10 protein-coding genes are annotated in these 15,122 nt (G+C 40.3%); 5 read left to right on the top strand and 5 right to left on the bottom strand.

Annotated features, from left to right (window positions below):
• Positions 1-128: 128 nt before the first annotated feature.
• Positions 129-2,558 (top strand): tetratricopeptide repeat protein, encoded by a 2,430-nt coding sequence (locus tag EZY12_09800; GenBank protein QSX69838.1) that lies wholly within the window; start codon positions 129-131, stop codon positions 2,556-2,558.
• 766 nt (positions 2,559-3,324) lie between these two features.
• On the opposite strand, the gene EZY12_09795 is transcribed toward EZY12_09800, so the two are convergent.
• A complete protein-coding gene (locus EZY12_09795) occupies positions 3,325-3,606 on the bottom strand; it encodes a hypothetical protein (protein QSX69837.1) in 282 nt (93 codons plus the stop codon).
• Between the two features lie 326 nt (positions 3,607-3,932).
• Between EZY12_09795 and EZY12_09790 the strand changes: the two genes are divergently transcribed.
• Positions 3,933-4,412: a DUF4065 domain-containing protein gene (locus tag EZY12_09790; protein ID QSX69836.1), complete on the top strand. Its 480-nt coding sequence runs from the start codon at positions 3,933-3,935 to the stop codon at positions 4,410-4,412.
• A gap of 166 nt (positions 4,413-4,578) precedes the next feature.
• Positions 4,579-4,827: a hypothetical protein gene (locus EZY12_09785; protein ID QSX70607.1), complete on the top strand. Its 249-nt coding sequence runs from the start codon at positions 4,579-4,581 to the stop codon at positions 4,825-4,827.
• 140 nt (positions 4,828-4,967) lie between these two features.
• On the opposite strand, the gene EZY12_09780 is transcribed toward EZY12_09785, so the two are convergent.
• A complete protein-coding gene (locus tag EZY12_09780; GenBank protein ID QSX69835.1) occupies positions 4,968-5,957 on the bottom strand; it encodes a vitamin K epoxide reductase family protein in 990 nt (329 codons plus the stop codon).
• Between the two features lie 166 nt (positions 5,958-6,123).
• Positions 6,124-6,936 (bottom strand): BtpA/SgcQ family protein, encoded by an 813-nt coding sequence (locus EZY12_09775; GenBank protein QSX69834.1) that lies wholly within the window; start codon positions 6,934-6,936, stop codon positions 6,124-6,126.
• Between the two features lie 935 nt (positions 6,937-7,871).
• Between EZY12_09775 and rimO the strand changes: the two genes are divergently transcribed.
• A complete protein-coding gene (gene rimO / locus EZY12_09770; protein ID QSX69833.1) occupies positions 7,872-9,227 on the top strand; it encodes a 30S ribosomal protein S12 methylthiotransferase RimO in 1,356 nt (451 codons plus the stop codon).
• Positions 9,228-9,292: 65 nt separating this feature from the next.
• Positions 9,293-10,837: a DEAD/DEAH box helicase gene (locus tag EZY12_09765; protein ID QSX69832.1), complete on the top strand. Its 1,545-nt coding sequence runs from the start codon at positions 9,293-9,295 to the stop codon at positions 10,835-10,837.
• 481 nt (positions 10,838-11,318) lie between these two features.
• On the opposite strand, the gene cphA is transcribed toward EZY12_09765, so the two are convergent.
• Positions 11,319-14,015 carry a cyanophycin synthetase gene (gene cphA / locus EZY12_09760; protein QSX70606.1) on the bottom strand — a complete coding sequence of 899 codons (2,697 nt, stop codon included), beginning with the start codon at positions 14,013-14,015 and terminating at the stop codon, positions 11,319-11,321.
• 168 nt (positions 14,016-14,183) lie between these two features.
• Positions 14,184-15,047, bottom strand: a complete 864-nt coding sequence (locus tag EZY12_09755; GenBank protein QSX69831.1) for a cyanophycinase — start codon at positions 15,045-15,047, stop codon at positions 14,184-14,186.
• Between the last annotated feature and the right edge of the window lie 75 nt (positions 15,048-15,122).

The raw sequence follows: 15,122 nt of genomic DNA, 5'->3' as shown, positions 1-15,122 counted from the left end.
GAATGATGAAAATCCCCAGAAATCGCCAGACATACTTATTAACCGAGTTAGGTGAGGAAAAAATAATTAATACTCTTAGTGAAAACCACGTGAACCCACGTAATAGAATTACGTGGATACAGAAACAGATGGAAAATACTGGTGAAAGTATAAGTAGTAATACGGTTCGTAGAATTTTAACAAAGCAGAATGTTGAAGAGTATGCAATTAAATTACTATTTAAGACATTAAACATCCCATACAAGCACAACGTAGATGTTATTCTAGCTGTAAAAGATATAAGTAATGCGAAGAGTTGCCATCAAGACTTCTTTCCTGTTGAGAACAAACATTCTAATTTTTTTGGGAGAGACGATGACTTAGCAAGACTTAATACTCTAATCAATCAACATCAAAAAATGATTGTTATTCAGGCACCAGGAGGACTAGGTAAAACAACTTTAGCTAGACAATACTTAGATAATCAAGGGTTTGATTTAGTTTTATCCCTAGAAATGGCTAGGGAGGCAGAGAACATCACTAGCGTTGAAAGCGTAGTTGAAGAATGGCTGAAACAATACTTTGAAGAAGAACCAGGCAGGGAATTTGGTATTACACTCGCAAGATTAAAAAAACACTTGCAAAATCGCCAAGTCGGGATATTAATTGATAGCTTAGAACCTGCACTAGATAAACATGGTAGGTTCATTCAAAATCATAGTCGTTATCTAGAATTATTCAGGGTTTTAGCTGATGCAACTGTGCAGTCATTTACGATAATTACTAGTAGAGAACGTTTATTTGATGACCGTATTGATATAATTTATCATTATTATTTAAGTGAATTAGGTGTATCAGCGTGGCAAGAATTTTTGGCATTTCACGAAGTTAAGATTGATATTTCTTTACTAGAAGAAATGCACATAAAATATGGGGGTAATGCCAAAGCTATGAATATCTTGCTTGGGTCAATAGAAACAGATTATGAAGGGGATGCAACTGCTTATTGGCAAGAAAATTGTACTTTGGTGGAACCAGGATTAAAAAATTTAGTTGTTAATCAATTTAACCGATTGCAAAGTTTAAATCCAAATGCTTATAAGTTACTGTGTCGGTTAGGATGTTATCGCTATCAGGATATACCACAAGTGACTGAAGATGCCTTACTAGCTTTGCTGTGGCATATTCCTGACCAGCAAAAGTGTATCTATATAATTAGATCTTTAAAAAATTTGCGTTTGTTTGAATTTGCCAAGGGCAAGTATTGGCTGCATACAGTGATTAAAGAAGAGAGCATAAAAAGGTTAAAATCAAGTCAAGAATGGGAGGAAGTTAACCGAAAAGCAGCCGAATTTTGGAGAGGTAGTGTGAAAAACATTCGCACCATGGAGGATGCGAAGAAAGCTTTTGAAGCTTATTATCATTATGAATGTATTCATGACTTTGAACAAGCTGGATATATAATTATTCAACGAAGAAATGGTTGCTGGTCATTTGATGAAATGCTGGCTTTTTCTTACTATCGAATGGGAGCATTAACACAAGTAATATCTATACTGAATTTACTAAAAGAGAAGATAAAATCTGAATATCTACTAGCAAGTATTTATAGTATTGAAGGCATAATAAATTTAGTGCTAGGAAATATGAATATAGCGCTTAATTATTTGAATCAATCACTAGCAATGGCAAATTGTATTTTAAATGATTTTGAAAATAATCAAATAGACATAAGTTATGATGAGATTGTATTATTGATAGTTAAAAATCAAATCCATTTATCCTTTTACTACATAGATATCTGGGAACTGGAAGCAGCCATAAATATTTTAGAACCGACCAAATCATGGATAGAAAATATAATCCAAAAAGGAGATAAAAATTTAAAGTTAAAAATAGAAAAATATCAAGTAACCGTGTGGCTACATTTAGCTTTGTTATACTCGTACTTTAATACAGAAGAAAAATACATTCTTCCTCAATCTTTGGTTAAAAAAGTATATTATTCGCTTTTTACAGGAATTTTTGCGGAAATAGTATATTATATTATACTTAATTTAGAAACTTTACTAATTAATGCAGGCTTGGAAACTGAAGTGAATTTTTGCAAATGGCGTAAAATATATGCTTTATTAAAGTTAGGTCTAATTTACAAAAATTTAGGAAACATTAAAAAATCTTTTAAAATATATAATGCAGCGATAGAATTTTCTCAAGCAGAAAGTTCCTATGGATGGATAGAATCTGCTCAAGAACTTAACTATAATTCTCACTATAATCCGCTTGTAGCTAAAGCTTTAACTGGTTTAGCAGAACTGTATCGAATCCAAGATAATTTTGAAGAAGCACTTTTCAAACATTCACAATCAATAGAAATATTCCATAAAATCAGTGGTAACAGATGTGATTTAGCAGAAGCTTACTTTCAACTAGGTTTAACATATCAGAAAATGGGTGACTTTAAAAATAGTCAGATCAATTTTGATGAAGCCATAATATTATTTACAGTAGCGGCAGCTCCCCAGCAAGTTGAGAAAGTTGAAAGAGAGAAAAAAACCCTCAAATCAGGGGGACTGTAGGTTATTCGAGTTAAGTGGACAACTAATTTACATACTACCGGGGCTTTAAACCCAATAATTGGGATGCAGCTTGACAAAAAGGAGCAGCACTAGTTCCCTCCGGGACGCTCTCGCGTTCGCTATCCAATGGTATCTTGCCCGTCTTTGATGATTAGCGGGCAAGACTTGTACTGAGCTTGTCGATAGCGCAGCGTGGCGTTAGCCATAGTATGCCCGCACTACAAGAAATTTTGGGATATTTTTTAAATTGGAAGTCTCTTATGAATCCAAGGAGTAGAACGACGACGAATCATAATATTGGTAACCCATATTCCGCACTTCACAATGTAGTATCCATATTTTCAAGAATTATTCCTAATAAGGCTTAGATTGTTCAATATTAATACCTAAAATTATGGATAAAATATGTGTTTTATTGAACGATAAAAAATAAAATTATGGAAATATTCGCGTATTACAAAATGAAGTACGGAAAGTGGGTTTAATACTTTTAAAATACCTTCTAAGGTAATTTTAAATTTAATTCTTGCAAGGTATTAGCATTTGCGCCCCACCTGAATTGTCAACAGTCCCATCAATCCTATAATTGTTATTAGCAATAGGTCCTGCCTGAAGAGCGCTAGTGGGAGTTCCACCAGCATAATTAGCAATGATATTACCAGATGGGTCGTATATTGCTGCATTATTGGATAGATTAGAGAATATCGCAGCAGCAGTACCATTATTAGTAATAGAGTTGATTGTGAAGGTTGTACCTGCATTACAACTAACATTGATACTTCCTGGTGTGCCTGCGGCTTGGTTTCCCCCCCCCCCAAGCTACAAGGGCGCTAGGGGATTTCAAAGCCAAAGTTCCATTGGTGGTGCTGTTAATGGTGCAAGTTGCAGGAATTGAACCAGTAAAATCAACGTTAGTAGTTTGAGCTTGGGCTTTAGGGCTAAAAGCAACAGCGCTGAGAGTAGCAACACCAGCAACTAAGGCAAGACGACGAATGAGCAGTTCTAATCGCTTCATCAAGCGCTCGATACTGCTCGTCAAGTCCTTCAAGTTTTGCCTCAAATACGATCATTTATGTCTAACTTTGGTATATAAATAGTATATCATGATTTGTTAAAAACTTAGCTACTATGCAGATTCTATTTCGCTAACGCTCAATATTTATCTGCCTAGTGCTGCGTTTTGAACCGCTTTACATCCCCCGCCTAGGAGACCTTGAGGCGGGGGTCTTACAGCGATTCGATAAAATGGAATGTAGCAGTTATTGGTTGGATGCAACACAGTCGAGGGCGCAGGCCCTGCGCCCCTACGGGTTTTTGATTTACTGACTTTATCTCATTCAAGTGCATACCGCTCTATATGTTTAAATTAGTATCATGATTTCAACAGTCAAAACTTCACAATTAACAGCAGAAACAATTGCCAATTACTTTATTTGGCAAGCTAGGGAAACAGGCTCATATATCAGCAATTTGAAACTGCAAAAACTTGTTTATTATGCTCAGGCTTGGTATTTAGCTATTTATGATCAACCTTTATTTGATGATGATTTTGAAGCATGGATTCATGGTTCAGTAATTCCCAAATTATATGAACAATATAAACAATTTGCATGGATGCCAATTTTAAAAGAAGTCGAAAAACCAAGTTTCTCTGATGAAATTAAGGAGCTTTTGGAACAAGTAACAGAAATTTATTTCGGTTGTGATACTTTTGAGTTAGAGCAAATGATTCATCGAGAAGATCCTTGGATTAATGCTAGAGGTAATCTGCCTATGGATGCCCCCTGTAATGCAATTATTAGTAAAGAGTCAATGAGGGAGTATTACAAGCAACGTGCCGCAGAAAAAGAATAAAATTAAAAAACTGAATATTAATCAAAGTTCATCACTAGGGATAAACCCTACAAAAATTGAAAGTACGAAAGGAATTAGTTTCTCCTATACTTATTTTCAATATGATAATAATAAGTTTTCAATTAAAGATAAAGATGCTAAATATTTACAAACTTTGCTTCAGAGATTGCGGGATTTATCAAGTATAACAGTCAACGAAATGACGGTAAAGAATGCCAAAAATTTGCGTTGTCATCCTATAAACTGGAAAGATACCACTGAAAATGGTTTTGGTCTTCTCAATGAAGAACAGTTAGTAGATACACCATATCAGTTTCAACTTTCATCCAACGAATATGGTAGAGTTCATGGTTTTTTTATTGAGAATGTGTTTTATATTGTTTGGCTAGATCCAGATCACAAACTTTATTCTTAAATAGATTTAGGCTGGAATCGCACGTAAAAGTTGAGTTCAATATAACAGAGGGCGCAGGCCCTGCGCCCCTACGGGTTTTTGATTTACTGACTTTATCTCGTTCGGATTTATACTGCTATAATGACCCATAGCATTGGGTATTACCGGAAATATTTAAAGTTTTTTGGACCTGTATAACCTGTGATTTTTCCTAGTTCCTCTAAAGTCTGGACTCCGCTATAGGTTTTACCATTAATAATCCAAGTCGGGAAACCTTCGATTTTTGCAGCTTTACATAATTCTGGTTTACCATTGGGACTATCGCCAGCGCACTCTACCTTAGAATTATCATTAATGATTTGATAAGCCTCTTTACCAAAAAGTAGCTTTTGTTCGTGACAGTGTGGACACCAATAGGCTACATATTCCTTAGCACCAGATTTTACAAGATGTTGGGCTAGGGCTATTTCTGCTGCACCAGATTTAGTGGTAATTTCCCAGCCAAATTGAGGATTTGGTTGTTCTTTAGGAGTAAAGGTAATTGCTGTGGGTTTGCCATCAGTTGATTCAGTAATATTACCTGATGGACTGACTTGAGAATACACCCCTAAAGTCCCAATTAACGTCACCATTGCCACAATCAAAGCAGTAAATAAAAGTTGTCCAATATCTTCCCAATCCTTACCCATCACGGTTAACACTAACATGGTTAATGCAAACAAGGCGGAGGCAATACAGTAAGGACAAATAGCTTTGAGTTGAAATGCCAGAACATACATTAAGTATCCACTGAAAACTGACATAGCGATCGCTCCCACAAACAGCAACCACCAAGTCCAATTTTCTAATTGTTTTTGACTTTTGTGATTTTCTCCTGGGTTTAGTGCTAAGGGAGCTAAAGCCAATATGAACATCCCCATGTATGCCAATAAACCAAATACAGGTAATGGTTGACCTAAAACCGTAGCCCAAGGACTAGAAAGGACATCCACACAACTCTTAACATTTTCCGGTGTAGTACAAACCGGAGTGCTACCGGTAAGTTTTTCATAGGTGAGATAACCTGTATTCAGGATACCAAATCCAGCGATCGCTCCTATCATCGGCCGCGACCATTTATGAATCCAAGGAGTAGAACGACGACGAATCATAATATTAGTTATTAGTCATTGGTCATTAGTCATTGGTCATTGGTCATTAGTCATTAGTCATTAGTCATTAGTCATTAGTCATTAGTCATTAGTCATTGGTCATTTAGAGGATGGTTGAAAATATCCTCTAAATCACAAAAATCACAAAAATCACAAAAATCATAGTTCAGACACTGACGATATCTCCTCTGCGGGCAGCTTCTACAAATTGACTGACGCGAATGGGGTCTATTGGTTGCTGAATTTGACCGTGACGTTTCAGAGAACTAGAAACAATCACCCCATTTGCGGCTTGTAGCAGAGTCCCCACATTTTCCCAACTTGCACCACTACCAATAAACACAGGAGTACCAGCAGCAGCAGCAGTCGCTAATTCCAAATCTTCTTGGTCAGGAGGACTACCTGTAGCCCAACCCGATAAAATTACCGCATCAGCCAAACCTCTTTCAATCGTATCTTTCACAGCAACAGTGAGATTAGGAGAACTCAACGGCCGGGCGTGTTTTACCAAAACATCAGCAAAAATTTTCACATCAGATCCTAATTCTCGACGATATCGCAGTAATTGATGGGCTTCCCCCTCAATTAATCCTTGGTCAGTTGCCATCACACCTGTAAGCACATTAACTCGAATAAATTGGGCATTAACGCAACTAGCAATAGCGATCGCACTTCTGCCATCATTACGTAACACATTTAACCCCAGAGGCACAGTTACTAAATTTTGGATTCGTTGGACAACCACAGTCATGGCACTCACAACAGCAGGATCAACTTGATTTTTGGTAAATGGGGCATCGAAAAAATTCTCAACGATAATCCCATCTACTCCTCCACTAGCAAGGGCTGTGGCTTCTTGTTCGGCGCGGTCAATCACTGCTTTGAGACTACCTCCCCAACGGGCTGAAGTAGGAAGGGGTAGTAGATGTACTACGCCAATAATCGGTGTTCGGGTTGTAAATAACTGATTTAAGTCCACGTCTTTAATTTATTTGTCACAGCCTGGAGTGCTTGTCTATCCCCACTCTCCAGACGAGGGGGCAACAAAATAGTATCAATAACTAGACAGCGAGAATCAAACAAAAAAATGTAGATTTTCTGGGCATTGCAGCCGTTTGTCTTCTTGTACTAATATAAATTGCTTTCGGGAACACCGAAACAGATCAGAGATAGTAATTTCACCAATTAGCTATTTCCTTGCTTAAACTAGATATAGCAGGTGGTAAGTAAAAATTTTCCTTTCTTTGGAGCGTCAGTCCTCACCAGTTTTTTTATGGTCAGGTTTTTGCCTCCTCCTCAAGATAGAAATTAACTTTCAACCTTCCATAAGATATGTTAAGATAGAATCTGATGACAAGAGGAGTTTGCCACTCACAAGATGCAAGGCAGCTTCCCGGCATTTAATTATAAATGTCCGAGTAGCATTACTGCTTGATAGGCGTAGTCGCCATTGCGATTTCCCCAGTTGGGTAGCGGCTTCTCAAAACAGACCTCTTGGTCGGCTTCCCAACGGGTAAATTAACAACGCCCACGCTGCGGTAATCCAAAATACCATTAAGCGAATTGTTAAAAATATTATGAGTGTCAGACTTACCCAAAGACACTTAAGATTACCCTGGGAAACAAATTAGTAGAAGTATCATGGCCTCTATCAAAATGATAGTCAAAGGTTGTAGTTTGGCTTTTACTAGTTAAAGTTGCTAGTTATATAGGTTAAATCTGGTAATTGGTAGCGGGTAATTGGGTGGGAATTATTAGGAGAAGTCAGGAGTCAGGAGTAAAATCTCCTTGATTTTTAGTTACATAGATTAAAACTGTGTACTTTATTTATCTGTAATATCCTAATATTTATGTATTTCCGATCCAATGCTGGAATGTTAATTAACAAGCAAAAACGGAAGATTTATTCAAAATATGGGTGAAAAGCCAACGATTGCCATTTCTCACCTGGGCTGCGAGAAAAATCGAATTGATACGGAACATATGTTAGGGCTGCTAGTAGAAGCAGGCTATGGTGTTGATAGTAACGAAGAAGTAGCAGATTACGTCATTGTTAATACCTGTAGTTTTATCGAAGCGGCTCGACAGGAATCAGTAAGAACCCTAGTAGAACTAGCGGAAGCCAATAAGAAAATTGTGATTACTGGCTGTATGGCGCAACACTTCCAAGAAAAATTATTGGAAGAATTGCCAGAAGCAGTAGCGGTAGTAGGGACAGGGGATTATCACAAGATAGTTGATGTCATCGAGCGAGCCGAACGGGGAGAAAGAGTTAAAGAAATTACTGCTGAACCCACGTATATTGCCGATGAAAATACACCCCGTTATCGGACAACAACTGAAGGAGTAGCGTACCTGCGAGTGGCAGAAGGCTGTGATTATCGGTGTGCATTTTGTATTATTCCTCATTTGCGAGGAAATCAGCGATCGCGTACCATTGAATCAATAGTTGCCGAAGCCCAACAACTGGCAAGTCAAGGTGTCAAAGAAATAATTCTCATTTCCCAAATCACCACCAATTACGGCTTAGATATTTACGGGAAACCAAAATTAGCCGAATTGTTGCGGGCTTTAGGAAAAGTAGATATACCTTGGATTAGGATGCACTACGCTTATCCCACCGGACTTACACCGGATGTGATTGCTGCTATCCAAGAAACCCCCAATTGTTTGCCATATTTGGATTTGCCTCTCCAACATTCCCATCCAGAAATTCTCCGCGCCATGAATCGTCCTTGGCAAGGCCAGATAAATGATGGGATTATGGAACGGCTGAAAATTGCCCTACCATCAGCAGTGCTAAGAACCACATTTATAGTTGGTTTTCCTGGAGAGACACAGGAGCATTTTCAACATTTATTAGAGTTTACCCAACGACATAAATTTGATCATGTTGGTGTCTTTACCTTCTCACCAGAAGAAGAAACTCCCGCCTATAATCTACCCAATCAAATTCCCGCAGAAGTAATGGCAGCACGCCATGATCAACTAATGGAATTGCAACAGCCAATTTCCTTCCAGAAAAATCAACAGGAAGTCGGCAAAATAGTTGATGTCCTGATTGAACAAGAAAATCCAGGAAGTGGAGAATTAATCGGTCGTTCTGGGAGATTTTCTCCTGAAGTTGATGGTCAAGTCTATGTTACAGGCGAGGCCAGGCTAGGAACCATCGTCAAAGTAGCGATTCAAAGTGCCGATGCATACGACCTTTATGGTCAAGTTATCAATAGTGATAGATTATCTTCCCGTCTGCTATCTACTGTTGTATAAGACTTAATTTACAAATAAGTATCGGTTTACAAGTACAAAATTTACAATCAAATCTAGGAGCGTTAATGAATTTATCATTTCAAGAATTAGGCATTTCCCAAGAACGTGCTCAACTGTTAGAAAACATGGGTTTTACTGAACCTACAAATATCCAAGCCCAAGCTATTCCTCAACTATTAAATGGTCGGGATGTAGTTGGTCAATCGCAAACAGGAACAGGCAAAACCGCAGCTTTTTCTCTACCAATTTTAGAACGATTAGATGAAAACCTCAAAGCTGTACAAGCAATAGTATTAACCCCAACCCGTGAGTTAGCAATTCAGGTTCATGCGGCTGTTTCCCAGTTTATTGGTAACAGTTACTTGAAAGCGGCGGCTATTTACGGTGGTCAATCAATTGACCGTCAAATCATGCAACTCAGACGTGGGGCGCAAATCGTCGTGGGGACACCAGGACGGGTGATAGATTTACTAGACCGTGGTAACTTGAAGCTTGATCAAGTCAAGTGGTTTGTCTTGGATGAAGCTGATGAAATGTTAAGCATGGGCTTCATTGACGATGTGGAAAGAATTCTTTCCCAAGCGCCCCAAGAACGCCAAACAGCATTATTTTCAGCGACAATGCCACCATCAATTCGGATGTTGGTAAATAGATTTTTGAACTCACCGGTTACTGTCACCGTTGAACAACCCAAAGCCGCACCGAATAAAATCAATCAAGTGGCTTACATGATTCCTCGTCATTGGACAAAAGCTAAAGCTTTGCAACCAATTCTGGAAATGGAAGATCCAGAAACAGCTTTAATCTTTGTTCGTACCCGTCGCACAGCCGCCGAATTAACCAGTCAATTACAATCTGCTGGTCATAGTGTGGATGAATATCATGGTGATTTGTCCCAACAAGCGCGGGAACGTTTATTAATTCGTTTTCGTAACCGTCAAGTTCGTTGGGTTGTAGCTACTGATATTGCCGCACGGGGTTTGGACGTTGATCAACTTTCTCATGTGATCAACTTTGATTTACCCGATAGTGTGGAAACCTATGTTCACCGCATTGGTCGGACTGGTCGGGCTGGAAAAGAAGGAACTGCAATTTCTTTAGTCCAATCTTTTGAACGCCGCAAACAACAGGCATTTGAACGCCATAATCGTCAAACTTGGCAAATTCTCTCTATTCCTACCAAGGCACAGATTGAAGCGCAGCACATTCAGAAATTGAAAGCACAAGTTGCCGAAGCTTTAACTGGTGAACGGTTAGCTTCCTTCTTGCCCATTATCAGCGAAATGATTGAGCAATATGATGCTCATGCGATCGCTGCTGCTGCTTTACAAATCGCCTACGATCAAACCCGTCCCGCTTGGTTAATATCAGGTGTGGATTTACCTGTGGACGAAAGCCCAACACCCAAACCCAGAATTAACAAACGTGGTGATGGTGGTGGAGACCGTGAACCAGAAAGACGTGGTTCCGGTGGTGGTGTCCGTGGTGTCCGTTCTTCTTGGTCAAAAGAAGGTAAAGGTAACGATGAAAGACGCAGTAGCGGTGGTGGTAGTATTAAACCTAAGTTGAAAACAGCTTACCGTGAACCTTCTGCTAACCCTAGCAGTTAAAAGTTAGGTTTGGGAATAGGTCAATTTGAGGGGAGAAATTCCTCCCCTCTCTTCCGCGTCCTGCCGTGTACACATAAGTCCTATTAACATTAAATCGGTGGTTAGGAACCGCATCTACACAGGCAAAACCCACCTTCGTGGGTTTGAAACGCTAGATTTTCCATTAGTCCACGAAGGTGGACTTTGTCTGTGTAGCCGCGACTTCTAGTCGCCAGCACTTGTTTTGGTTAATAATATCACTTGTGTGTACACTATAGCTCGTTCAGGCGGCGTTTGACGGTCGCAGCGAGATTAGATTGAGCTAAACTCTTAATCTAATTCTGTCAGTAGAATCTCAGTGGCTGTCTTCCCTGAGAGTGTCAAATTAATTTAGTATCGTGCGGGCATTAAATATTTTACTATTTCTTACATACCGTCAATTAACCCCCAGACTTAAATTATTCATGAGTCTGAGGGCAATTTACAAACAAGAGACGATCTCCTAAATTAACGTATTAACAACAGAAGAAGGTGCTAAACCATTTTGGAAATCATTGTTAGTTGAGTGCTGTGGCTGTATGTCTTCCTGTACACCCCGCACCTTAATTAACTGAATAGCCCGGTTTACACTTTCTGGCAAAATTACCACCAGACTACCATCAGGAGCCATGTCTAAGGCTTTGTTAATAGCTGTGGTTTCATCCAAAATTGATTCAAAGCGGTAATTAGGCTTAACTTCGGTAATCCCTTGAATAATCAAATCTGAAGCTGAACCACGAGGTCTGCCTCTAGTATCATCATCTTCTTTAACAATAATGTAGTCAAAGATATCTGCTGATAACTTACCTAGAGTAACAAAATCTTCGTCACGGCGATCGCCAGGACCACCAATCACACCAATGCGCTGTCCCGTTGTCCAATTACGGACAAATGACCCCAAAGCCTGATAACTAGCCGCATTGTGGGCATAATCTACCAAAGCATGGTATTCACCCAAATTAAACAAATTCATCCGTCCTGGGGTTTGACTCACAGAAGCGCGAAAGCTGCGTAAACCAGTGCGAATTTGCTCAATGGTGACATCCTGCACAAATGCTGCCAAACTAGCTGCTAAAGCATTAGCAATCATAAATGGCGCTCTTGCACCCATTGTCAAGGGAATATTTTCTGCTCTTTCGATGCGGTGAGTCCAATCACCTTTGACAATAGACAGATAACCATGTTCATAGATTGCGGCCACTCCACCTTTTTGGATATGCTTCCGTACCAGATCCGAGTCTGGATTCATGGTGAAGTAGGCAATATTCGCCTTAGTTTTTTCTGCCATAGCTGCTACCCGGTGATCATCGGCATTGAGTACCGCATAACCATCAGAGAAGACAGCTTCAGCAACTACGCTTTTTAGATGTGCCAATTGCTCAATAGTATCTATATCACCAATGCCCAAATGGTCAGCAGATACATTCAATACTACACCTACATTAGCATTTTCAAAACCTAGCCCAGAGCGCAGAATACCACCACGAGCTGATTCTAATATTGCCACTTCTACGGTCGGATCTTGAAGAATAACATGAGCGCTTTGGGGACCTGTATTATCTCCTGATTCTACTAAGAAATCACCGATATAAGTACCATCTGTAGTTGTATATCCTACTACTTTACCTGTTTGCTTATAGATGTGTGCTAACAGGCGAGTCGTAGTGGTTTTACCATTTGTGCCAGTGACGGAGAGAAGAGGAATCCGTCCAGATTGTTCATTGGGGAACAACATATCCATGACTGCGCCGGCGACATTGCGGGGGATACCAATACTGGGAGCCACGTGCATTCGGAAACCAGGAGCAGCATTGACTTCGACAATTACACCATCTAATTCTCGCAAAGGACGGCTAATATCAGAAGTCACAATATCTATCCCAGCCACATCTAAACCGATGATTCTGACTACCCGTTCTGCTAACCAAAGATTTTCTGGGTGAATTTCGTCTGTACGATCTACAGCACTACCACCTGTACTCAAGTTGGCTGTAGCTCGCAGATAACACATTGCTCCCTGGGGTGGCACACTATTGATGGTGTACCCTTGCCTATCTAGTAATTGGTAGCTGGTACGGTCTAATTCAATCTTAGTTAAGACGTTATCATGTCCGGTACCACGCTTGGGGTCAAGGTTTGTTTCTTCAATTAGTTCTGTAACCGTAGATTTGCCATTACCCACAACATGAGCGGGGATTCTCTCTGCTACAGCAACTACTTTGCCATTAACTACCAATACCCGATGATCTCGTCCGACATAATATCGCTCAACAATGATTGACCGAGAAACCTGTCGAGCCATTTCATAAGCGGCTTCAGCGTCTTCCCATGTGCGAATATCAATGGTGATACCCCGCCCATGATTACCGTCTAAAGGCTTAATAACGATAGGATAACCACCAACATATTCAACGGCTTCTTCTAAATCATCAAAGAAATTGATGACTGTACCTCTAGGAACTGGTACACCGTTGGCATCAAGAATCCGTTTAGTAGCTTCTTTATCACCAGCTAGTTCGACACCAAGAATGCCTGTGTTATTGGTCATTGTGGCCTGAATCCGTTTTTGATGGATACCATAGCCCAATTGAATTAAGAATCTAGCTGGTAAAGGCATCCAGGGAATACCTTGTTTTTCCGCTTCTTTGATAATAGCTTCTGTTGAAGGTCCCAGGGATGCATCACGCCAAAAGTCTTTCAGGTCTTGAACGTCTTGCTCTAGTTCGGCTTTGGGATAACGTCCCCGGTCAATAATACTTTGACATAGCCTAACTGCTGCCCGTCCTGCATAGCGACCCGCTTCTTCATTTAGGTACTCAAGCACTACCTGGTAAATTCCAGGTGTGGCAGTTTCACGGGTGCGACCGAAACCTACGTGCATTCCCGCTAATTCCTGGAGTTCCAAGGCTACGTGTTCCACTATATGACCCATCATGGTGCCTTCTCGCACCCGCATTAGAAAACCACCACGACAGCCAGGGGAGCAGTAGTGACCCTCTAGACTTGGCAACGCCTCTACTAATCCTTCATAAAAGTTAGGTATTTCATTAGAGGGTGTTTCGGCAAGGTTTTCTAAGTCTAGGCGCATGACGATCAGCTTGTGCCGCCGAATGCTCCAGTAATTTGGGCCGCGTAAGGTTTGGATCTTGAGGATTCTCATGGGAATAGGTAGATGGAGATTCGTAACCAAAATTCTATTTTTTTGCTGGAATTGACCACTAAACTTGGCATTTGAAGCAGTTTTTCCTTCTGAGATGGTATTGATATAAATCTAGAAGAAAAAATTACAATGCGGTCAAATCAGTGTAACCTGAGATACTTTATATCGTCAGCTAGAGATGCGATGCACAGCAGGTAAAACAGTACGTTGGTAAAGATGAAATCGATCTCCGTAACTGAGGATATGTAGTCGTAAATTATGTACGGTCAAGGGTTCGTTAGCACTAACATTTGGTTCATTCGTATGAGTAAGTTCTGTGGGATCAACAATAGTGACACTGCCTTTACCCATAACTTGTAACCAACCATCTCGTTCAAACACAGCACAAGTATCTTCATCAATACCTATACCTAATCTATCAGGGTGAGCGGCGATCGCACTAACTAAGCGCCCCATGCGGTTCCGGTTATGGAAATGTTGGTCAACGACAACTTCAGGAATGAACCCTAAGCCCGTTGCCATGTCAACTAGGGAACGATTGGGTGTTTCACCACTGCCGCCACCTGCGATCATGTGATGTCCCATGACGGCTGCTCCAGCACTTGTTCCTGCTAGAGTCAGTTGTCCGGCTCTCACCCGCTGACGGATAATTTCCATTGCTGGTGTGTCGGAGAGGACTCCACAAAGACGCAGTTGGTCTCCTCCTGTTAAGAAGACACCACTACAGGCTTCGAGGGATGCTTTAATCTCAGGATTTTCGCATTGTTCCCGTTCCCGAATGTCTAAAATCTCAACCTTCTCTGCTCCCATTTCTTCAAAAATGCGAACATACCTACCAGCAATAATGGCAGGCTCACGAGAGGCTGATGGAATTATTGTAATATACGCCTTGTTACCACCGGCACGAACAAAAAAAGTTCTCAGAATTTCTCGTCCATGAACTTTATCTTCTGCACCTCCGATAACCAGAACGGCGGTTTTAGTAACTTGGGGTGTCCTCATTTCCAGCGATTTAACTTCTAACTGCGGCATTGTGTTTCTGCTTGAGGGAGTCAACAACTTCAGGTTAATTGCACAAGGTTTGTGACTTGTGAATTTTTGCCCTAT

Origin of the sequence: Dolichospermum sp. DET69, assembly GCA_017355425.1 — a bacterium.
Lineage (GTDB): Bacteria > Cyanobacteriota > Cyanobacteriia > Cyanobacteriales > Nostocaceae > Dolichospermum.
Note: the sequence above shows the minus strand (reverse complement) of the source record. Positions and strands in the feature narration are given on the sequence as shown.